21 protein-coding genes are annotated in these 21,191 nt (G+C 32.7%); 5 read left to right on the forward strand and 16 right to left on the reverse strand.

The annotated features are described in order from the left end of the window. Positions 1-116 precede the first annotated feature (116 nt). Positions 117-1,340, reverse strand: coding sequence for a cell division peptidoglycan polymerase FtsW (gene ftsW, locus NST35_RS08335; RefSeq protein WP_002475923.1), 1,224 nt, complete (start codon positions 1,338-1,340; stop codon positions 117-119). A 402-nt stretch (positions 1,341-1,742) separates the two neighbouring features. Next, positions 1,743-2,018 (reverse strand): YlaN family protein, encoded by a 276-nt coding sequence (locus NST35_RS08340; RefSeq protein WP_001830079.1) that lies wholly within the window; start codon positions 2,016-2,018, stop codon positions 1,743-1,745. A 144-nt stretch (positions 2,019-2,162) separates the two neighbouring features. Between NST35_RS08340 and NST35_RS08345 the strand changes: the two genes are divergently transcribed. Together NST35_RS08345 and NST35_RS08350 are read left to right on the forward strand one after the other, a co-directional pair. Further along, the gene (locus NST35_RS08345; RefSeq protein WP_002457438.1) at positions 2,163-2,645 is read left to right on the forward strand and encodes a hypothetical protein; all 483 of its coding nucleotides are present in this window, start codon (positions 2,163-2,165) and stop codon (positions 2,643-2,645) included. Between the two features lies 1 nt (position 2,646). Continuing rightward, positions 2,647-2,802: a DUF2197 domain-containing protein gene (locus NST35_RS08350; protein WP_002446186.1), complete on the forward strand. Its 156-nt coding sequence runs from the start codon at positions 2,647-2,649 to the stop codon at positions 2,800-2,802. A gap of 99 nt (positions 2,803-2,901) precedes the next feature. On the opposite strand, the gene typA is transcribed toward NST35_RS08350, so the two are convergent. Then, positions 2,902-4,749: a translational GTPase TypA gene (gene typA, locus NST35_RS08355; protein ID WP_002446185.1), complete on the reverse strand. Its 1,848-nt coding sequence runs from the start codon at positions 4,747-4,749 to the stop codon at positions 2,902-2,904. Between the two features lie 98 nt (positions 4,750-4,847). Between typA and NST35_RS08360 the strand changes: the two genes are divergently transcribed. Beyond that, the gene (locus tag NST35_RS08360) at positions 4,848-5,039 is read left to right on the forward strand and encodes a DUF5325 family protein (RefSeq protein ID WP_002446184.1); all 192 of its coding nucleotides are present in this window, start codon (positions 4,848-4,850) and stop codon (positions 5,037-5,039) included. 574 nt (positions 5,040-5,613) lie between these two features. On the opposite strand, the gene NST35_RS08365 is transcribed toward NST35_RS08360, so the two are convergent. Continuing rightward, on the reverse strand, positions 5,614-6,435 hold the full coding sequence (locus NST35_RS08365) for an inositol monophosphatase family protein (protein ID WP_002457439.1): 822 nt from the start codon (positions 6,433-6,435) through the stop codon (positions 5,614-5,616). Between the two features lie 176 nt (positions 6,436-6,611). On the opposite strand from NST35_RS08365, the gene NST35_RS08370 reads away from it, so the two are divergent. Continuing rightward, positions 6,612-7,223: a YktB family protein gene (locus tag NST35_RS08370; RefSeq protein WP_002457440.1), complete on the forward strand. Its 612-nt coding sequence runs from the start codon at positions 6,612-6,614 to the stop codon at positions 7,221-7,223. Between the two features lie 114 nt (positions 7,224-7,337). Further along, positions 7,338-8,699, forward strand: coding sequence for an Nramp family divalent metal transporter (locus tag NST35_RS08375; protein WP_023474255.1), 1,362 nt, complete (start codon positions 7,338-7,340; stop codon positions 8,697-8,699). Between the two features lie 283 nt (positions 8,700-8,982). Here NST35_RS08375 and NST35_RS08380 read toward each other — a convergent pair whose 3' ends face one another. The 12 genes from NST35_RS08380 to pdhA all read right to left on the reverse strand — a co-directional run bounded on the left by NST35_RS08380 (position 8,983) and on the right by pdhA (position 21,040). Further along, positions 8,983-9,519 (reverse strand): DUF4064 domain-containing protein, encoded by a 537-nt coding sequence (locus NST35_RS08380; RefSeq protein ID WP_002446180.1) that lies wholly within the window; start codon positions 9,517-9,519, stop codon positions 8,983-8,985. 306 nt (positions 9,520-9,825) lie between these two features. Then, entirely contained in the window at positions 9,826-10,977 is a 1,152-nt protein-coding gene (gene auxB, locus NST35_RS08385) for a lipoteichoic acid stability factor AuxB (protein ID WP_002446179.1), read from the reverse strand. Positions 10,978-11,045: 68 nt separating this feature from the next. Continuing rightward, on the reverse strand, positions 11,046-12,119 hold the full coding sequence (locus NST35_RS08390) for an ABC transporter substrate-binding protein (RefSeq protein WP_002457442.1): 1,074 nt from the start codon (positions 12,117-12,119) through the stop codon (positions 11,046-11,048). Beyond that, entirely contained in the window at positions 12,116-12,928 is an 813-nt protein-coding gene (locus NST35_RS08395) for an ABC transporter permease (RefSeq protein WP_002457443.1), read from the reverse strand. The genes NST35_RS08390 and NST35_RS08395 overlap by 4 nt, the downstream gene beginning before the upstream one ends. A 5-nt stretch (positions 12,929-12,933) precedes the next feature. Continuing rightward, positions 12,934-13,737, reverse strand: a complete 804-nt coding sequence (locus tag NST35_RS08400) for an ABC transporter permease (RefSeq protein WP_032604450.1) — start codon at positions 13,735-13,737, stop codon at positions 12,934-12,936. After that, the gene (locus NST35_RS08405) at positions 13,730-14,824 is read right to left on the reverse strand and encodes an ABC transporter ATP-binding protein (protein ID WP_002446175.1); all 1,095 of its coding nucleotides are present in this window, start codon (positions 14,822-14,824) and stop codon (positions 13,730-13,732) included. Before NST35_RS08405 ends, NST35_RS08400 begins: the two co-directional genes overlap by 8 nt. Before the next feature lie 11 nt (positions 14,825-14,835). Beyond that, positions 14,836-15,375, reverse strand: a complete 540-nt coding sequence (locus tag NST35_RS08410; protein ID WP_002446174.1) for a helix-turn-helix domain-containing protein — start codon at positions 15,373-15,375, stop codon at positions 14,836-14,838. A 138-nt stretch (positions 15,376-15,513) separates the two neighbouring features. Next, the gene (locus NST35_RS08415) at positions 15,514-15,792 is read right to left on the reverse strand and encodes a UPF0223 family protein (RefSeq protein WP_002457445.1); all 279 of its coding nucleotides are present in this window, start codon (positions 15,790-15,792) and stop codon (positions 15,514-15,516) included. A 311-nt stretch (positions 15,793-16,103) separates the two neighbouring features. Continuing rightward, a complete protein-coding gene (gene lpdA, locus NST35_RS08420; protein WP_001831650.1) occupies positions 16,104-17,510 on the reverse strand; it encodes a dihydrolipoyl dehydrogenase in 1,407 nt (468 codons plus the stop codon). A gap of 4 nt (positions 17,511-17,514) precedes the next feature. Next, positions 17,515-18,816 carry a dihydrolipoamide acetyltransferase family protein gene (locus NST35_RS08425; RefSeq protein ID WP_002457446.1) on the reverse strand — a complete coding sequence of 434 codons (1,302 nt, stop codon included), beginning with the start codon at positions 18,814-18,816 and terminating at the stop codon, positions 17,515-17,517. A gap of 130 nt (positions 18,817-18,946) precedes the next feature. Continuing rightward, positions 18,947-19,924 carry an alpha-ketoacid dehydrogenase subunit beta gene (locus NST35_RS08430; protein WP_002446171.1) on the reverse strand — a complete coding sequence of 326 codons (978 nt, stop codon included), beginning with the start codon at positions 19,922-19,924 and terminating at the stop codon, positions 18,947-18,949. 3 nt (positions 19,925-19,927) lie between these two features. Next, positions 19,928-21,040, reverse strand: a complete 1,113-nt coding sequence (pdhA, locus tag NST35_RS08435) for a pyruvate dehydrogenase (acetyl-transferring) E1 component subunit alpha (protein ID WP_001831653.1) — start codon at positions 21,038-21,040, stop codon at positions 19,928-19,930. Between the last annotated feature and the right edge of the window lie 151 nt (positions 21,041-21,191).

Here is a 21,191-nt window from a genome sequence, read left to right on the forward strand (position 1 = left end):
ATGAGTAGTGACTAACTATACCAAATATTATGATATGAAAAACCCAAGAGGAATAATTTACATTCATCTTGGGCTATAGTCTTAACTTGATATTATAAATTTTATATACTATTTAATTAATTATATCGACGTTTAATATCTACCTTACGTTGTTTCAGTCGTTTATCATCTTGTTTTATCTGTTTTGCTGTAATAAGCAGTAATCCCATGGCTATACTTAAACTGATCATCGATGAACCACCAAAACTAATAAATGGTAACGGTACACCAGTAAGTGGAATTGTGGCAGAAATACCACCGATATTTACGAATGTTTGGCTTCCGATATAACTGGCTATCCCCACGCAAACCAATTTATAAAAATACGATTGCGTTTTATTAGCAAGTTGGAAAGCACGATATACAATAAAGTACTCTAAAATTAAAACGATTAAGCCACCGATTAATCCCATCTCTTCACAAATAATAGCAAATATGAAGTCTGTATGTGGCTCTGGCAAATAACCAAGCTTCATAATACTATTTCCTAGACCACGTCCGAACAACCCACCATTACCAATTGCCAAAAGAGAATTAGAAATATGATATCCTGTACCTGATTCTTGACTAAATGGATTGGTTAACGTACTAAAACGTGCCTGCAAATAACTTGGAACCATGTCTAACATGAACATAAATGTAGCTACGATGATAAAACCAATAGCTACCAAAGTACCCCATTTTAGCATATTCTGCACACCGATACCTGAGTAAAAAATAATTGAGAAGAATATGATTACAATCAGCATTGTTTGACCAACATCTTTTTGAAAAAGAACAAGTATCAAACATGTTACAACAAACAAAATTGGTCCTAATATTAATTTAATATTATGTCTCACCGCAGGCATCTTCTTTTCAATCATAAATGGTATGTATAGAATTATTGCAATCTTCAATAACTCCGAAGCTTGTAAGTTCATGAATCCTAAGTTAATCCAACTTTTAGAACCATTGATATTTTTCCCTATTACTAAAGTTAGTAGTAAAAGTATAAAAATTCCAATCATCATACCTTTTTGAACATTAGGTTTTTTTAATATTTTAACATTCATAATAAAAGCCATAAAAAATACGATAATAAAGCTCATGATAACGTATAAAAGTTGTCGATTGTAAAAGTATGTACCAGAAACTGGTACTCCCCCGGTTAAAGTACCTTTTGTAGCTGCAACCATGCTTGCGCTATAAACCATTACTAATCCAATCAAACAGAGGACAACATAAGTTATTAACAATGGATAATCGATAAATTTAGAAGTCTTTCCAATATATCGCATTATATTTTTAAAGTTTTTCATATACTAGATCTTCCAATACTAAATGATTAAAATTTATCTCTTTGTTGACTTAGTAAAACACATCGCTACTAAAAAGCGTTCTTATCTATTATATACTTCAACGTATATATTAAACAAATATAAACAAATACATCTACCATTAAAATCCATGATTTAAATTTACTTTAACAATATTTGAGAGAAGTGAGCGTTTTTTAGTCTGCTTTCAAATCAATTTCACTTTTAAAGCTTATAACAAAAAAGACCGAGAAAGATATCAGAATTAATATCAACTCAGTCATTTATGAGATGATTGACTCGCACAATTAATCATCTATCAATATTTTCTTTAAACATAAGACATTATGCATACTCTCAACTTAGCGAATACATTATTTTTACAATTAATTACAAATAAAAAGTTTAAACATTCGTAAATGCTTCGTGCAATTTAGAAAGTTCTTTTTCAAGTCTTAGCATTAATTGCTTACCATCTTCTTTATCAACTAATCCAAGTTGAACTGCGAAATCAACTTCCTTTTGTAAACCAAACATTTGAGTATCTAAAACCTCTTCATAAAGTGGACAAGAAGGTAAAGTTAAGTTATCCATTTGAACTTTAATTAGATGTAATATTCTGTCTGCATCTTTATTCAATTGGTCATATGCCGCACTATTTAACTTCGATTGGTTAGACATGACATATTCCCCCTATCGTTTCAATTAATATCTTCACAATAGAAGTTTATCCTACTGAAAGTTAAAAAGCAAGCGAATTTAAATTAAATGAAAGCGATTTTGTGTTAAAATAATAAAAGATAAAAATTTAGGGAGTGGGCATTTATGATTCAAATAAAAGGAGCAGTCAATTTCCCTATTTCATTGGATAGTACGACTTGGATATTTGACGATAGAAAAGTTACTATTGATGATTTAGAACGTGGGGTATTTGATGGTAGTAGACCCATCAACTTTGATGATAACAAGGAATGGAACCGTGCTATTTTAGAAGGACAAACAAATCCACCAACGCTTGATTCTGAAATTAAATATAAAAAACGTTCGGTTTTAGATGAGACATTTGTGATAAATATGACACCATTTTTCAAAAATGCTGAACCCATGGAGAATGCTAGCACAATAAAACTTTCTAATAAAGATTACTCTATCAATGTACCCATGGACTTATTACCTTATTTGTTCTTTCAATTTTCTAGGAATGGCAAACGTTTATATAGTGATAATGCCGTTGATAGTTTTATATATATACCTGAGGAAGGATACTCTCATCAATTTAAGTATGTCACACATATAGAGGTGCTTTAATATGAGAAAGGTTCAATGTATTATTTGCGATACTAAGGTTTTTATTGATGAACATACAGTCGAGGCTAAACGCTTAAGAAATAATCCTATACGCACTTTCATGTGTGATGATTGTAAAAGTAGACTCGATACACCTAAACAAAGCAAACGAGATTAAAATGATATATTTGAAAATTTCAAAGTATCTAACATAAATAAATGGTGCAACCTTAATAATGAAAATTATTAAGGTTGCACCATTTGTTATATAACTAAATTATTGTTCGTCTTGCATTAATTGTTTAACTCTTTTAGCTTCTTTTTCACGAGCAGATTTATTAAGTATTTTCTTTCTTAAGCGAATACTTTCAGGAGTTACTTCCACCAATTCATCATCATTAATAAATTGTAACGCTTCTTCTAACGTTAAAATTCTAGGACGATTCATCGTTTGCGTTTGATCTTTAGTAGCTGAACGTACGTTTGTTTGATGCTTTGCTTTAGTAATATTTACTGTTAAATCGTTTTCACGGTTATGTTCACCAACAATCATACCTTCATATACTTCAGTACCTGGTTCCATAAAGTTAACACCACGATCTTCTAAGTTAATAATCGCATAGGAAGTTGCTTGACCTTGGTCCATAGAAATCAACGCACCATTACGTCTACCACCGATTTGAGCTTTAACTCGTGGCCTAAATTCTTCAAATGTATGGTTAATAATTCCATAACCACGTGTCATAGACATAAATTCAGTAGTATAACCAATCATACCGCGTGCAGGTACCATAAAGATTAAACGCGTCAAACCATTGTCGGTTGTCATCATATCTAACATTTCACCTTTTCGTGCACCTAATGATTCAATCACTGCCCCGGCATTTTCAGAAGGCACTTCACATTGTACACGCTCAAAAGGTTCACTTAACACACCATCGATTTCTCTTAAAATAACTTGAGGTTTAGAAACCTGTAATTCAAAGCCTTCTCGTCTCATGTTTTCAATAAGAATAGACAAGTGTAGTTCACCACGACCAGCAACAACCCATGAATCTGGTTGATCAGTCGGTGTAACTTTTAAAGAAACATCTGTTTCAAGTTGTTGATCTAATCTTTCTTGAATTTGTCGAGCTGTTACATAATCACCTTCACGTCCAGCAAATGGAGAGTTATTTACTTTAAAAGTCATTTCTAGGGTTGGTTCATCAATACGTAACACAGGTAATGGGTCACGATGATCATGTGGTGTAACTGTTTCACCAACGTTAATATCTTCCATACCTGAAACAGCTATTAAGTCTCCTGCTTGTGCTTCTTCAATTTCTTCACGTTTAAGACCAAAGTAACCAAATATTTTCGTCACACGAAAGTTCTTAACTGTACCATCTAATTTAATTAGTGATACATTATCACCTACACGCATTTTACCTCTAAACACACGTCCAACGCCTATACGACCAACATAATCATTATAGTCTAGTAAAGCAATTTGGAATTGTAATGGTTCATCCGAATTATCTACTGGTGCCGGTACATAGTCAATAATCGTCTCATATAGGGATTGCATATTTTCGTCCTGGTTTTCAGAGTCTAGACTTGCTGTTCCATTCACAGCTGAAGCATAAACAACTGGGAAGTCTAATTGCTCATCATTCGCTTCCAATTCAATGAATAAGTCTAATACTTCATCTACAACTCCCTCAGGTCTAGCTGCTGGTTTATCAATTTTATTCACAACTACAACCGGTTTTAGGTTTTGTTCTAAAGCTTTTTTAAGAACAAAACGAGTTTGAGGCATTGTACCTTCATATGCGTCAACCACTAGTACTACACCGTCAACCATTTTCATGATACGTTCAACTTCACCACCAAAATCGGCGTGTCCAGGTGTGTCTAATATATTGATACGCGTACCTTTATAATCTATCGCTGTATTTTTAGCAAGAATCGTAATACCACGTTCTCTTTCTAAATCATTAGAGTCCATTGCACGCTCGTCGACATGTTCGTTTTCACGAAATATACCTGATTGTTTAAGCAACTGGTCTACTAATGTTGTTTTACCATGGTCGACATGCGCAATAATCGCTATATTACGAACATCTTCTCTTAAATTAGTCATTTTATAAATTCCTTTCTTTTGTATACTCCCACTTTTAATTGCAACTGTTTTATTATATCATATATTATTGAAAAGATAAGTAAAAGGTGGGGTATGGGATGCAACAAAAAAAATCTAAAGGCATTTTCTGGATCTTCTCAATATTGGCTGTCGTTTTTTTAACATTATTTAGTTTCGCATTAGGTGCTGCTAATGTTCCAATGATGATTTTAACATTTATACTTCTCATTGCAACATTTGGTGTTGGGTTCAGTGTGAAAAAGAAATATCGCAAAAACAATTGGCTTTAAAAATTTATTTATCATTATATTGATTTCATTAAAAGCACGCAAAGACAGTTATTGAACGTAATTATAATACTGATATGAACTTGCATCTTTAAATCAAATATTATAAGTCTTGGACACTATCAATTTTTGATTTACTAAATTTTAAATCTAACACTTTTCATAACAGTGAGTTATTTATGATGAACATAATCAATCGAGGTAGAGTAGACGGAATTTTACTTGAATTCGTCGTTTCACTCGGGTAAAGATTCTTCACCTAGATGATTCGTAGAATGAACTGAGTGAAATTCTCTCTGATGTGACCTACAATTCATTATGAAATAACCCTCATATCAGTACATTTTCAATTCAGTCATTGACCGTCTACACATTATGAAAGCCTAGGACAACAACTATGCCCTAGGCTTTTATATTTTTTATAAAGAGATAACTCAACAATACTTATATCAAATGTTTAGTGGTTCTAAACTCCTTATAAGACATTCTTCAAATTAAGGTTTGAAGAACAAAGAAATTTGAAATTTTCATATTTAAAGAAAATAGATAATTCTTTAACTCTATTGATTCCGTCTTTCTATCTCTTTCCAAATCTTTTTTCATGGAGTGTAATAAGCGTATCTCTTTGCTGATTTAAATGATGGTTTAATATTTCACGATGAAGGCTAGGATTTGCTATTAATATTGAATTCGGTTGATTGAAGTCTAATTTATCGCCTAATAAGTTGGTTCCTATCCCGCCTACTTCGTTCAAAATCAACAATCCACCTGCAAAATCCCACGGTTGTAATCTAGGTGTAACGTAAGCCGCCAATTGACCTTTCGCTACACTAATAATTTCTAATGCTGCACTACCATATGCTCGTGCACTTCTTGCCTCATTCACTATTGAACTAAAAATATCACTAAGTATTGGTTTCGTAAGCCAATTAGGATTAATACCTATAATACTTCTTTTAAGTTCGGTGTTTTGAATCATTTCAAGTTTATGTGTGTTTTCAAATGCACCCTGTCCAACCTTTGCATGATATAAAACATCTTTCATGACATCATAAACAAAACCTGCATAAGGCTTCCCATCATGATAAATACCAATAGAGATGGCAAAATTTTCTTTTTGGTGAACAAAATTAAGCGTTCCATCAATCGGATCAATAACCCAAATAACCCCATTTAAATACTCGAGATTATGACCATGCCCCTCTTCGCCAATAACCTGATGATCTGGATAATTATGAAGAATCGTTTCATATAGATAATTCTCTGTCGCCTTATCCACATTTGTAACTAAATCATTAGGATTTGATTTAGTCTTAATGTCTAATTCTTCTTGCATCATCAATCTTACCTTATTTCCTGCTTCTAGTATCAATCCTTTTGCAAAATCATATAAAGCCATCGTATCATCTCCTATTACTACATATTATACATGAATAACTATGTAAATTTATATGAATACACACTATTTTACCTTTAAAAAGACTTCGTAAATCAAGAGAATGACCATCCTTATTTTAGATAAACTTTAAAAGTTTATGCTACAATATTCCTAATCATATTAAAAGGAGGCATATGATGACTCAATATACTTTTTCACCTAAAGATTTTAAAGCTTTTGAAGTCGAAGGATTAGATCAAAGAATGGAAGCACTTAATGACTATGTCAGACCTCAACTTCATCAATTAGGATCTTATTTTGAAGAATATTTTACTACACAAACAGGTGAAACATTTTATGCTCACGTAGCTAAACACGCACGTAGAAGTGTCAATCCACCTATCGATACATGGGTAGCTTTTGCTCCTAATAAACGTGGTTATAAAATGTTACCACACTTTCAAATCGGATTGTTTAGAAATCAGCTTTTCATTATGTTCGGTATCATGCACGAAGGTAGAAATAAAGAAGAAAAAGTGAAAATATTTGATAAACATTTTGATAAACTGACATCATTACCTAGTGATTATAGTGTTTCTCTAGATCATATGAAATCTGAAAAGCACTATATCAACGATATGAGTAATGAAGAGTTGCATGCTGCTATCGATAGAGTCAAAAATGTTAAAAAAGGTGAATTTTTTGTTGCCAGAACATTATCACCTACCGATAAAAGATTACAATCTGATAAGTCTTTCCTAAAATTTGTTGAGGAAACTTTTGATGAATTTTTAAAATTTTATCAATAAATTTAAAATGCTTGAGTGATTTAAATTATGAAAAGTCATTCAAGCATTTTTATTGCCCCAATATTTTTAGGTTGACCTAATATTTTATTTAGGTTAATATATTCTCATATATTAATGGGGGTGATTTTATTGAATATCAATAGTAACAATCAGGAACAACAACGAAGTTTAGATGAAATCAATAACACCATCAACTTCAATCATAATGATAGTGCAAGTCAAAAATTTCTGGCTTTTTTAGGACCAGGATTGCTTGTCGCTGTTGGTTACATGGATCCCGGAAATTGGATTACATCCATGCAAGGAGGAGCACAATATGGCTATACCTTGTTATTCGTAATCTTAATCTCTAGCTTGTCTGCTATGTTGTTACAAAGTATGACTGTGAGATTAGGAATAGCAACTGGTATGGATTTAGCACAAATGACACGTCATTTTTTAAATAAGCCTGTAGCAATTATGTTCTGGATTATTGCAGAATTAGCAATTATCGCTACTGATATTGCAGAAGTTATAGGAAGTGCTATCGCATTAGATTTAATCTTTGGTATACCATTAATTGTAGGTGCATTAATCACTGTATTTGATGTATTCTTATTATTATTCATCATGAAATTTGGCTTCAGAAAGATTGAAGCTATCGTGGGAACGTTAATCTTTACCGTATTGGCTATTTTTGTATTTGAAGTTTATATTTCTTCTCCACAAGTAATGGATATGCTTAATGGTTTTGTGCCCCATAAAGAAATTGTTACAAACCAAGGGATACTTTATATTGCACTAGGTATCATAGGTGCTACTATTATGCCACATAACTTATATTTACATTCTTCTATTGTACAATCGCGAAAATATGATAGACACAGTATTCATGAAAAAGCACAAGCGATTAAGTATGCTACCATCGACTCTAATATACAGCTATCCATCGCTTTTGTAGTCAATTGCTTATTACTTACACTTGGCGCTGCGCTATTCTTTGGAACAAAAACTGAAGATTTGGGTGGTTTTTATGATCTTTATTCGGCTCTAAAAACAGAACCTGCTTTAGGTGCATCGCTTGGCGGTATTATGAGTACTTTATTTGCTGTTGCCCTTTTAGCTTCTGGTCAAAATTCAACTATAACGGGAACGTTAGCAGGCCAAATTGTGATGGAAGGATTTCTTAAATTATCCATTCCAAACTGGTTACGTCGTCTTATCACTCGGTCTTTAGCAGTGATACCTGTTATCATTTGTCTTATAGTATTTAAAGGAAATACTGAAAAAATTGAACAATTACTTGTCTTTTCTCAAGTGTTTTTGAGTATTGCTTTGCCATTTTCGTTAATACCGCTTCAATTAGCTACAAGTAATCAAAATCTTATGGGAACTTTTAAGAATAAAACATGGATTAACATCATTTCCTGGTTACTCATAATTATCTTAAGTGGACTTAACGTATATCTTATCATTCAAACATTTCAAGAATTATGATTAAATGAATAACAAAGAATAAGTATCCTCTATTTTGAAATGATGAATTAGAAATATAGCTACTGTTGAAAAAGTACATAATAAAATTCAATTTAGATAGTGACGTTATATTTTATTAAAAAAGTCATTATTTTTCGCCATTTATGCACATACTTAACTTCAAGTTGTATAGTCCCTTTCTTACTTTATTAAAAAATACGCCCTATCAATTATTTTTACTGATAGGGCGTATTTTTATGGACTGTATTCAACATTTATTAGTCAAATATCAATTCTAAACCTATTAATATATATATGGATCGTCCTTTTTTTGTTTGTTGATTTCTTGTTCAGGATCCCAAACATCTTTCTGTTGTTGATTTTGTTGATGATTCAGATCACTTTGGTCCTTTGAATGGTTTTGACGAAGTTGATCTGTATCATTTTCATTTACATATGTTTTATCTTTTTTTGCAAAAAGTCTAATCGCAGCAATCATCCATAAAACCATCGCGATTAAATTAGTTGTAAATAAACCTACGATAGCCGCTGCTATGAGTAAACTAGCAGCAAGGTTTTTTCTTCCTTCAATTACCATTGCACCAACAAAACCTAATAGCGTTGAAAAACCTAAAATGACTAATGATGCAATAAGAGAAACTAAAAACATTTCAGATGACATATCTTGATTATTACCTGAAAACTGCTTCATTAATTCATTATATTGTTGTTGATTTGATGCATTATTAATAACAAATATCGATAGAATACCAAAAATTAAAAATAATAGGCTTAAGATATTAGCAATCCACGCTAATCTTTTTTCTACTTTTCTATTCAATTAATATGTGCCTCCTAACTCTTAAAACTATGGTTAATTTAATCATACTAAAAATTTATCTTTATCGCGAATAAGTTCGTTTCCCATATTGATTAAGAAGTAAATAAGTTGCTAAGGTGTCAAGTTGATTTATCCAGAGTCCAACTCACTTTCTTTGAAATAGCGATATAGGTATCCCCACTTTTATTAAGTAATACGGTTAATCTAAAATTAAAAATATTGAATTCATCCTATATAAAATCTAGTTACAGAGGATGAATTTTTTTAAAATGCCTAGGACAGCAATAAATGTCCTAGGCATAAATATTAATTTTCTTTTTTTGAATCTTCCTCTTGGTTTAAGTTATTATCTGCATCTTCATGTTCATTATTAATCATTTGTCGACGTTCTTCATAATTCATACGTCGTTGATTAACAGCACTTGGCTGGTTTTTTCTTCGTTCTTTCATACGTTTATTATATGCTTTTCTCTTTTCTTTTTTCTTAGCACGTATTTCTGCTTTTTCTCTTTTTCTTTGCGCTTTTAGTTCTTTAGGATCAATTTGTGGTTCAACAACTCCTACGTCATCGAGTTGATTACCTTCCATATGTTCCTGTTGTACATCTTCAAAATCCGTATTTTTAGATTTTTTATTGTACTTAGCTTGTCTTGACATGACTGTTGGTTCATCTTCAGTTTGTTGAGACGCATATTCACTTTCAACTGCTCTTTTTGGAAATTGAGAATATTTATCTTCATTGTCTACATATTCGTCTGAATAAAGTTGATTGGAAGATATATCTTCATCAGGTTGATTATCAGTTATACCATTATAGGAATCTTGTTGCTGAGCATTTCTATTGAATTGACGTCTTGTATTTCTATCTTCCTTTTTAGTGTGCATAGGTTCATACACATCATCATTATATCCATGTTCATTTCTTGACTCTGGTTCATAAAAACCTCTCTCATCATAGTATGTTTGATCATAATCATTATAATAAGATGGCACTGTTTCTATTCTATCTCTTCTTGCAAACATCATCATTGCAATGATAAAGAATAGGATAGGAATGATTAGAGTTACAATCAACAATACAAGTGGAATTGTGACTATAGCAGCTATTAAAAAAAGAAAACCAGACAAAATTCTTATATTCATAGAAATTAACGCTAAAAACGAGATGAGCAAACAAACAATAAAATAAACAATAATTGCCCAAACTCCATTTTGTAACCAAATCACAAATTGAGTTGTACTTAAATCATTATTGGCTAAAATTTGTTGTACGAGTTCATTATTATTAAGTGTGTTTTCTAAATTGGCAATTGACGTATCATTACTAAAAGATACGAGCGCAATAAACATTGAAACAATAGTTAATATGAGTAAGAATACCCAACTAAACCAACCTAATATTTTTTCAGTTAGCCGATTTGCTGGACGCTTAATTTGTGTATATTGCTCTCCTAACATTCGTTACAACTCCTTAACTTACTTATCACATTATTATATTAAAAAATTCTAAAAATAACTACCATTTGCTATTTTAAAGACATTTTAAAATTTAAAAAGCTTTCATTATAATCACTGAGAGACGATTGACCTAAATCTTTATAGACTTCTAACCGTTGCTGTTCTTGCTTTGATGGGTAGAATCTATGATCGTTTCTTACCTCTTTAGGCAACTTACTTCGAGCTGCTTTATTAGGTGTTGCATATCCTACCCATTCTGTATTCTGGGCACTATTTTGCGCGTCTAGTAAGAAATTCATAAACTTATACGCACCTTCTTTATTTTGTGCAGTTTTAGGTATCACCATATTATCAAACCAAAGATTGGAGCCTTCTTTAGGTATCACGTAATTATAACGAGTATTTTCCTGTACAAGTGGTGCAGCAACGCCACTCCAAACTACTGCAACATGTCCTTCGTTTTGTTGAAGCATCATGGTAATTTCGTCGCCTACTATACCTCTAACTTGTGGTGCTAAATTATGCAAATCTTTTTCTGCTTGATGAATATGGGTCGGATTTTTGTCATTAAGGCTATACCCTAATTTATTTAATCCCATTCCAATTATTTCACGTGCACCGTCTACTAATAAAATATCATTTTTGAGTTGAGAATGATACAAATCGCCCCAACTATCAAACGTTTCATTAGGATATTTCTCTTTATCATATAAAATGCCTACGGTTCCAAAGAAATATGGAATTGAATATCGATTGTTTGGGTCATATGACAAGTTCATATAATCATTGTCTAAATTTCTGATATTTGGAATTTTGTCATGATTTAAAGTCTCAAGCAATTTAGCTTTTTTTAGTTTTTGAACAGTATATTCACTTGGAAAAGCTACATCATAGTGTGTGCCTCCATTTCGAATTTTCGCTTCCATTGCTTCATTTGAATCAAAGGTTTCATATACGACTTGTATACCTGTTTCTTTTTCAAACTTCTTAATTAAGCTAGGATCAATATATTCTCCCCAATTGTAAACATATAACTTCTCATTTGCGTGGGTATTATCTTTTGATTTAAACCAATGACTAATCATTAAACATAAAATACCAATAACCATAGCAGAAATGATAAGTTGAAAAAATCGCTTCATTCATTGACACCTCGTTTCATCTTTTTCTGACGATTAACGATATGTTGAATAAAGTAATATCCAAATACTCCAAACATAATAGCAATAAATATTATTGTAGAAATGGCATTAATCTCCATACTTATACCTTTGCGAGCCATAGCATAAACTTCTACAGACAATACACTAAATCCGTTTCCGGTAACAAAGAAGCTTACTGTAAAATCATCTAAAGAATATGTTAATGCCATAAAGAATCCTCCTATAATCGAGGGCATAATATTAGGTATAATAATGCTACTTAATAATTGTGATTCATTAGCACCTAAATCTCTTGCTGCATTTAACATGTTATCATTCATTTCATATAATTGGGGTAAGACGATGATAACAACAATTGGAATACAGAACGCTATATGAGATGCTAGCACTGTTGAAAACCCTAAACCTAAACCTGTGAAATGTCCTATTGCAGTGAACATAATTAAAAAAGAAGCACCAATGACTACGTCCGAAGATACCATTAATACATTATTCATCGTTAATAGCGTAATCTTAAACCGTTTGTTGCGTAAATAATATAAAGCGATTGCACCAAATGTACCTATAACTGTAGCAATCGATGCAGATAAAAGTGCCACTGCAACAGTATTAAAAATCACCGACATCAACCGATCATTATGAAAAAGGGAGTGGTAATGTTCTAAAGTAAAATGTTCGAAGTGACTCATATTCCCCGCAGAATTAAAAGAATAAATCATTAAAAAGAAAATAGGAATATAAAGCACACTTATTAATAGAGCTATATATAATTTTCCATACCATTTCACACTAATCACCCCTTCCCATTAGATGATTTTGATTTTGTAATAATGAGTAAAAAGGCCATAAAAATAATAAGAAAAAGTGCTATAGTGGAACCTAATCCATAATTTTGTATAGTTAAGAACTGTTCTTCAATTGCTGTACCTACATTGATTACTTTGTTCCCAGCAATCAACCTGGTAATCATAAACAGTGAAAGAGCTGGTATAAACGTTACTTGCACACCAGTTTTAATACCTTCTCTTGTTAACGGAACGATGACTTTACGAAACGTAGTAAATGTACTAGCACCTAAATCATTAGAGGCTTGCAAAATATTGTTAGGAATTGCTTTCATGCTATTAAATATAGGCAAAATCATAAATGGAATATATATATAACTCGCCACCAATAAAAATGCACCACTTGTAAACAACAAGTTTAATTTAGGTATTTGAAATACATGTAGAGCTTGGTCAATAAATCCATCATGCCCTAACAAACCAATAAATGCATAGGTCTTGAGAAGTAAGTTAATCCAAGTAGGTATAATTAACAACATGAGCAGTATATTTTGTAATCTTGAATAAGAAATAAAGTACGCAGCTGGGTAACTTATTACTAAGGTAATCATTGTAATTAAAGCGGCATACCATATTGAATCAATAAACATTTTTAAATATCTAGTTGAAAATACCTGCTCATAATTTGTAAAACTAAAGTGACCATAAATATCTATAAAAGAAAAGTAAACAAGTAAAATGACTGGAATGATAATAAATATAACCATCCATAATAAGTAAGGAACCAGTAACCATTTATTGACATTACGCATGATGATAGTCCTCATAACTTTCAATTCGCTTATCAAATTCTTCTTCAGTTTCACCTGGTACCATGATGTGTATTGCTTCTGGTTCAAAATACAGCCCTACTTCACTACCTACATTAGCTTTTTTTGTTGATTGTATTACCCATTCATACCCTTTTCTGTCTTTGCAACAAATTTCATAATGTACACCTCTAAATAGCATAGAATCAACTTTGGCTTTAAATAGCCCATCATTTTTTGAAACAAGTGAAATGTCTTCGGGTCTAATTACAACTTCAACTTTTTTATTTTCTGTTATTCCCATATCTACACAATCAAAATTTTGACCATAAATATTGACGACAAAATCTTCAACCATTGTACCTTCAACTATATTGGACTCTCCTATAAAATCAGCAACAAATCGGTTAACTGGTTCATCGTATATATCTATTGGTGTCCCGAATTGTTGAATTTTGCCATCTTTCATAACAAAAATATAATCACTTAATGCTAAGGCCTCTTCTTGATCATGAGTTACAAATATAAAGGTTATACCTAAACGGGATTGAAGTTCTCTCAATAAATATTGCATTTCTGTTCGTAATTTTAAATCTAAGGCGGATAAAGACTCATCTAATAATAATATTTCAGGCTCATTAACAATTGCTCGTGCTATGGCTACACGTTGTTTTTGTCCACCACTCATACCTTGTATTTGCCTATGTTCATACCCACTTAATTTCACCAACTGAAGTGCCTCAGTAACTTTACGCTTAATTTCTGACTTACTTAATTTTTTTAATTTTAAACCATATGCTATATTGTCGAATACATTTAAATGTGGAAATAATGCATAATCTTGGAATACAGTATTTACCTTACGCTTATTCGGCGGCATTTTACCAATAGGTTTATCTTTATATATAATATCTCCACTATCGGGATATTCAAATCCTGCTATGAGTTTTAAAATTGTTGTTTTTCCACAACCCGAAGGACCTAAAAGTGTATAAAAATAGCCTGGTTCAATATCAATATTAATTTCGTTTAGTATTTGTACATCTTCAAAGCCCTTACTGACATCTTTAAAAGAAAGCAATGGATTCATAAAGTTTCCTCCTATAAATATGAAGCTGTGGCAACGATTAAAACCTTAACTTCTTTATTTGTTTCGTTATATAAGCGATGTTTATCTTTCGCTTTAAAATAAAGTACATCTTCTTTACAAGCTTTATATACTTGATTTCCTAGTTGAAGTGATACTTCACCATTTAAACAATAGATAAAAGTATCTGATTCAGATGGTTTAAAGTTTTTATATGAGGCATTTGGTCGTAAAGTTAGAATCAATGGTTCCATGTCAAACTCATTAGAATTCGTTACAAGCCAGTTCAAGATATAACCTTTATCATACTCATCATAAATAGTCTGTTCGTTCTTCTTATAAAGTACCTTCTCATCTGACGATTCTTTAAAAAAGTCGCTTGCAGAAGTACCAAGTACTTCTATTAAATTTAAAAATGTTTCCATACTAGGTGAAGCATGATTACTTTCAATTTGCGATATATATCCTTTTGATAGATCAGTTCGCTCTGCTAATTCCTCTTGTGTCAAATTTTTTATTCTTCTTAAATTACGTAATTTATATCCAATATCCATCTTTCTGACCACCTAAAAAAGCTATATCATGTTTACTTATATCAAACATTTTGTTTAATGCTTAATAAAAATAACAAAATATAGCTACGTAATCAATAGTTTTATATTAACTTATTATTGCGGATTTAATAGAAAAAGTTAGTCGATATCTTTACTAAAAATAGTTTGATTTGGATTTTTTTTAATTTCTTGAATTACTTTGTAACTATTATAACCACTTTTATTTTCAAATTCTTTAAAAACCTGTTTTTCATCAGCTTTTCCGGGCACAATATGTTTAAAATTTTTATAAGCATTTAAAACTTCGTCACCCTTTACAGATAACTCATAATAATTTTCGATTTTATTAAAGAAATGAATCACTTTCATCATTTCATCATTAGTCCAATCTAAATCTAATGGATATTGATATTCCATAGTATCCTCTCCTTTATATACTTTATACTTTTATTTTTCAAATTTAGATATATTAAAAATAACACAGTATACCTTTATTGGCATAAAAAGATGGGATAAAATCCATTTTTGAATTCTATCCCACCATGAATAAATACCCCCAACAGATCGCTATGATTTAGAATAGCTAAATGCTGAGGGTAATATTGTGAAATGATTTATGATACGTATGACTATGCCAGTCTGTGACTATACATACGAAAAAGTAATATACGTACAAATCATAAATAAATCATATTAATTTGAATACATTTATCATTATTAACTTGTAATTACATAGTATGAATTGGATAACCAATTGCTTTTTCAGCAGCTTCCATTGTCATTTCACCTAAAGTTGGGTGTGCATGTACAGTTAATGCGATATCTTCAGCATTCATACCTGACTCGATAGCTAAACCTAATTCAGAGATAATATCAGATGCACCAGTACCTACAACTTGTGCTCCAATAAGCGTATCATCTTCTTTAAGCGTGATTAACTTAACAAAACCATTTGTATCATCTAAAGATAAAGCTCGTCCATTAGCTGCATAAGGGAATTTAGAAGCTTTAATTGATAAACCTTCTTCTTTTGCTTGAGCTTCAGTATAACCAACTTGTGCTAATTCTGGTTCTGTAAAGCAAACTGCTGGCATACCAATATAATCTACCTCTGCGGCTTGACCATCTATCGCTTCAGCAGCAACTTTACCTTCGTAACTAGCTTTGTGAGCTAATGGTAATCCAGGTACAATATCTCCAATCGCAAAGATATTTTCAATAGAAGTACGACTTTGTTTGTCCACTTCTAGTAATCCACGATCAGCAAATTTTAGACCAAGTTCTTCTAATCCTAATTCATCAGTATTAGGGCGACGGCCAACTGTAACTAAAACATAATCAGCTTCGATAGTTTGTTCCTCACCTTTTGCTTCATAAGTTACTTTGACACCATTTTCAGTTTCTTCAGCAGATTTTGCCATTGCTTCAGTAACGATTTCGATACCTTTTTCCTTCATACCTTTTTTAACAGGTTGCGTCATTTGCTTTTCAAATCCGCCTAGAATATCTTTTGCACCTTCAAGGATTGTAACTTCAGAGCCAAAGTTTGCAAAAGCAGTACCTAATTCAGAACCGATATATCCGCCACCAACTACAACTAGTTTGTTAGGTACTTCTTGTAGATTTAAAGCTCCTGTTGAATCGATAACACGTTTACCGAATTCAAAATTTGGAATTTCAATCGGTCTTGAACCTGTAGCTATAATCGCATGTTTGAAATTGTAAGTTTGAGCACTCTTTTCGTCCATGACACGTAAACTATTGTTATCAACGAAATAAGCTTCACCTCTAACAATCTCTACTTTGTTACCTTTTAAAAGTCCTTCAACACCGCCAGTTAATTTATTAACTACAGAAGTCTTGAATTCTTGAACTTTTTGATAGTTTAAAGAAACGCTTTCAGCAATTACCCCTAAGTTTTCTGAATTTTGCGCTTCAACAAAGCGATGAGAAGCATGAAGTAATGCTTTTGAAGGTATACAACCTACGTTTAAGCACACACCACCTAAATTACCTTTCTCAACGATTGTTACCTTTTGTCCTAATTGAGCCGCACGAATGGCTGCGACATATCCACCTGGACCTGCTCCTATTACAATAGTATCTGTTTCAATTGGGAAATCTCCAACTACCATGTTTTTACCCCTCCATTAATAATAATTCTGGATTATTTAATAAGCGTTTAATGTGATTCATAGCATTTTGTCCAGTAGCACCATCGATTTGTCTATGGTCAAAGCTTAATGATAAAGCTAATACTGGTGCAGCTACAATTTCTCCATCTTTAACGATAGGTTTTTGAGCGATACGGCCAATTCCTAAGATAGCTACTTCTGGGTGATTGATAACTGGTGTGAACCATTGACCACCAGCGGAACCGATATTACTAATTGTGCATGTTGCACCTTTCATTTCTTCTGAAGTTAATTTACCATCACGTGCTTTTACAGCTAGTTCATTAATTTCATCAGAAATTTCGAATATTGATTTACGATCAGCATGTTTAACTACTGGTACTAATAATCCTTTATCCGTATCTGCAGCAATACCAATATTCCAGTAATGTTTGTGCACAACCTCTCCAGCTTCTTCATTGAAAGAAGTATTAAGTGCTGGATATTTTTTAAGTGCAGAAACTAGTGCTTTAACAACATATGGTAAGAAAGTAAGTTTTGTACCTTGTTCAGCAGCAATTTCTTTAAATTTCTTACGGTGATCCCATAGTTCTTGCACATCAATTTCATCCATTAATGTAACATGAGGTGCAGTGTGTTTAGAATTAATCATTGCTTTAGCAATTGCTTTGCGCATTGCAGGTATTTTTTCTGTAGTTTCAGGGAAGTCACCTTCTGGTAAAGCTTGTGTTGCTGAAGCATTATCGACATCACTAGAAGTTGATTCAGATGCTGCGCTAGTGTTTGAACCTTCTTCGGAACTACCACCATTTAAGTATGCATCAATGTCTTCTTTTGTAATTCGTCCATTTTTACCAGAACCATTTACAGCTTTAATATTGACACCATTCTCACGTGCATACTTACGCACTGACGGCATCGCTTTAACAGTTTTATTTTCATCTACTTCTGTCTTTTCTTGTGATTGAGTTGATGAAGCTTCTTCTTGCACAGTTGATTCTTGTTCTTTTTCTTCTTTCTTAGAATCCTCATCATCGCCATGACCTTTAAATTGCATTTCTTCTGCATCAGGTGCATCAATTTTAACGATGACATCTCCTACAACTGCCACTGTTCCTTCATCTACTAACACTTCTTCAACAGTACCACTTACTGGAGAAGGAATTTCTACTACAGACTTATCATTTTGAACTTCTGCTAATACATCATCTTCTTCAATTGTGTCGCCGGCTTTAATAAACCATTTAACAATTTCACCTTCGTGGATACCTTCCCCGATATCGGGTAATCTAAATTCAAATGCCACGTTCTTGTCCTCCTAAGATTTACGTATTTAAATTATTGAAAATTTATACAAAAGTTATAAGGTAAGGAAGACCTTACAACTAAATGTAAACTTTATTTGATTGATATTTTTACGTTTGCTTTTTTAATAATTAGAATTCTAAAGTTGCCTTAGCCTGCTCTATAATATCTTTTTTATTTGGTAACCAAACGTTTTCAGCTTGAGTAAATGGATAAATAGTATCTGATGCGGCTACTCGAGCTATTGGAGCTTCTAATGAAAGAATTGCTCGCTCTGCTAATTCTGCTGCCACTTGTGCACCTACACCAGCTTGGCGTTGAGCTTCTTGTACAACTACAGCACGACCAGTTTTCTCAACAGACGCTACTAGAGTATCGATATCAATTGGTTGTACAGTACGTAAGTCAATAACTTCAACTGAATAACCATCTTTTTCTAACTCTTCAGCAGCTTTTAGTGATTCTTGTACCATTGCCCCGTAAGATATTAAAGTAATATCATTACCTTCTTTTTTAACATTGGCTTTTCCGATGTCAATTGTGTATTCTTCTTCAGGAACCTCTTCACGGAAAGAACGATATAATTTCATATGTTCTAGATACACAACTGGATCATTACTTTGAATAGAAGAAATTAATAATCCTTTAGCATCATATGGTCCTGATGGAATAACTACTTTCAAACCAGGTGATTGAGCTAAGATACCTTCTAAATTATCAGCATGCAACTCTGGAGTGTGAACGCCACCACCAAAAGGTGCACGAATTGTAACTGGCGCTGGTTTAGTTCCACCTGAACGGAAACGAGTACGAGCAATTTGACCAGCTACTTCGTCAAACACCTCATAAACGAATCCTAAGAATTGAATTTCCATAACTGGACGGAAGCCAGTCACTGCTAAGCCTAGTGCAAGCCCACCAATTCCAGACTCTGCTAATGGTGTATCAAACACTCGATCTTCGCCAAATTCTTTTTGTAAACCTTCAGTAACACGGAATACACCACCGTTAACACCAACGTCTTCACCGAAAACTAAAACGTCTTCGTCTCTTTTGAGTTCACTTTTAAGCGCATCGTTAATCGCTTGAACCATTGTCATTTGTGCCATGGCTTACTTCGACTCCTTCTCTTTGTAAATTTCATATTGTTCTGCTAAATTTTGAGGCATTTCTTCATACATGATATCCATTAGAGAAGTAACAGTTTGTTTTTCTGTATTGTCAGCCTCTTTAATAGCTGCTTTTATTTCAGATTTTGCACGTTCAACCACTTCATTCTCTTTGTCTTCATTCCAAAGACCTTTAGCTTCTAAATATTTTCTGAAACGTACTAATGGGTCTTTTTTCTCCCATTCGGCATCTTCATCTGAAGTTCTATAACGAGTAGGATCATCACCAGCCATAGTATGTGGTCCATAACGATAAGTTAAAGTTTCGATAACAGTTGGACCTTCTCCTGCTACTGCACGTTCACGTGCTTCTAATGTTGCTTGATAAACAGCTAAAGCATCCATTCCATCAACTTGAATTCCAGGGATACCAACTGAAATAGCCTTTTGTGCTAATGTTTCTGCAGCTGTTTGTTTACTACGTGGTGTAGAGATGGCATAGTTATTGTTTTGAATTACAAAAATTGCAGGTGCTTTATATGCAGATGCAAAGTTAATTCCTTCATAGAAGTCACCTTGTGATGAACCACCATCACCAGTATAAGTAATTGCCACTGCATTTTTGCCACGTTTTTTAAGTCCAAATGCTACACCGGCAGTTTGAATATATTGTGCTCCGATAATGATTTGTGGGCTAAGTGCATTAACTCCCTCAGGGAATTGGTTACCTTTGAAGTGCCCTCTTGAGAATAAGAACGCGTCTGTAAGAGGTAAGCCATGCCAAATAATCTGAGGCACATCACGATAACCAGGTAAAATGAAGTCTTCACTTTCTAAAGCATACTGAGATGCTAATTGTGAAGCTTCTTGACCTGCTGTTGGTGCATAGAAACCTAAACGTCCTTGTCTATTTAATGAAATAGAACGTTGATCAAGAATTCTAGTCCATACCATTCTTTCCATTAATTCCACTAATTGTTCGTCTGTTAAATCAGGTACTAAGTCTTCATTAACGACATTTCCGTCTTCATCCAAAATTTGAACCATTTCAAATTTCGATTGAGTCTCATTTAAAACTTTAACTGCATCGAATTGGGCTTGTAACTTAGGAGCCATTCAATTCACCATACCTTTCCCATGTAAATAGAAATTCATTTTATCCTCCTTAATTGTATCACAAATAAAAATCTCTGTTAAACGATTTCATAAAGTTCTGTTCCACATAAAAATAATACAGTTACATGACCTGTTATATTAAAAATCACGC

This window comes from Staphylococcus sp. FSL W8-0304 (assembly GCF_038006565.1).
GTDB classification, from domain to species: domain Bacteria; phylum Bacillota; class Bacilli; order Staphylococcales; family Staphylococcaceae; genus Staphylococcus; species Staphylococcus epidermidis.

Bases quoted from the DNA above. Each gene is read 5' to 3' on its own strand.
- NST35_RS08390 (WP_002457442.1), bottom strand. From the start codon at position 12,119: ATGAAGCGATTTTTTCAACTTATCATTTCTGCTATGGTTATTGGTATT.
- NST35_RS08350 (WP_002446186.1), top strand. From the start codon at position 2,647: ATGAGAAAGGTTCAATGTATTATTTGCGATACTAAGGTTTTTATTGAT.
- NST35_RS08370 (WP_002457440.1), top strand. From the start codon at position 6,612: ATGACTCAATATACTTTTTCACCTAAAGATTTTAAAGCTTTTGAAGTC.
- ftsW (WP_002475923.1), bottom strand. From the start codon at position 1,340: ATGAAAAACTTTAAAAATATAATGCGATATATTGGAAAGACTTCTAAA.
- NST35_RS08410 (WP_002446174.1), bottom strand. From the start codon at position 15,375: ATGGATATTGGATATAAATTACGTAATTTAAGAAGAATAAAAAATTTG.
- auxB (WP_002446179.1), bottom strand. From the start codon at position 10,977: ATGTTAGGAGAGCAATATACACAAATTAAGCGTCCAGCAAATCGGCTA.
- NST35_RS08430 (WP_002446171.1), bottom strand. From the start codon at position 19,924: ATGGCACAAATGACAATGGTTCAAGCGATTAACGATGCGCTTAAAAGT.
- pdhA (WP_001831653.1), bottom strand. From the start codon at position 21,040: ATGGCTCCTAAGTTACAAGCCCAATTCGATGCAGTTAAAGTTTTAAAT.
- lpdA (WP_001831650.1), bottom strand. From the start codon at position 17,510: ATGGTAGTTGGAGATTTCCCAATTGAAACAGATACTATTGTAATAGGA.
- NST35_RS08340 (WP_001830079.1), bottom strand. From the start codon at position 2,018: ATGTCTAACCAATCGAAGTTAAATAGTGCGGCATATGACCAATTGAAT.
- NST35_RS08360 (WP_002446184.1), top strand. From the start codon at position 4,848: ATGCAACAAAAAAAATCTAAAGGCATTTTCTGGATCTTCTCAATATTG.
- NST35_RS08400 (WP_032604450.1), bottom strand. From the start codon at position 13,737: ATGCGTAATGTCAATAAATGGTTACTGGTTCCTTACTTATTATGGATG.
- NST35_RS08365 (WP_002457439.1), bottom strand. From the start codon at position 6,435: ATGGCTTTATATGATTTTGCAAAAGGATTGATACTAGAAGCAGGAAAT.
- NST35_RS08405 (WP_002446175.1), bottom strand. From the start codon at position 14,824: ATGAATCCATTGCTTTCTTTTAAAGATGTCAGTAAGGGCTTTGAAGAT.
- NST35_RS08415 (WP_002457445.1), bottom strand. From the start codon at position 15,792: ATGGAATATCAATATCCATTAGATTTAGATTGGACTAATGATGAAATG.
- typA (WP_002446185.1), bottom strand. From the start codon at position 4,749: ATGACTAATTTAAGAGAAGATGTTCGTAATATAGCGATTATTGCGCAT.
- NST35_RS08345 (WP_002457438.1), top strand. From the start codon at position 2,163: ATGATTCAAATAAAAGGAGCAGTCAATTTCCCTATTTCATTGGATAGT.
- NST35_RS08375 (WP_023474255.1), top strand. From the start codon at position 7,338: ATGGGGGTGATTTTATTGAATATCAATAGTAACAATCAGGAACAACAA.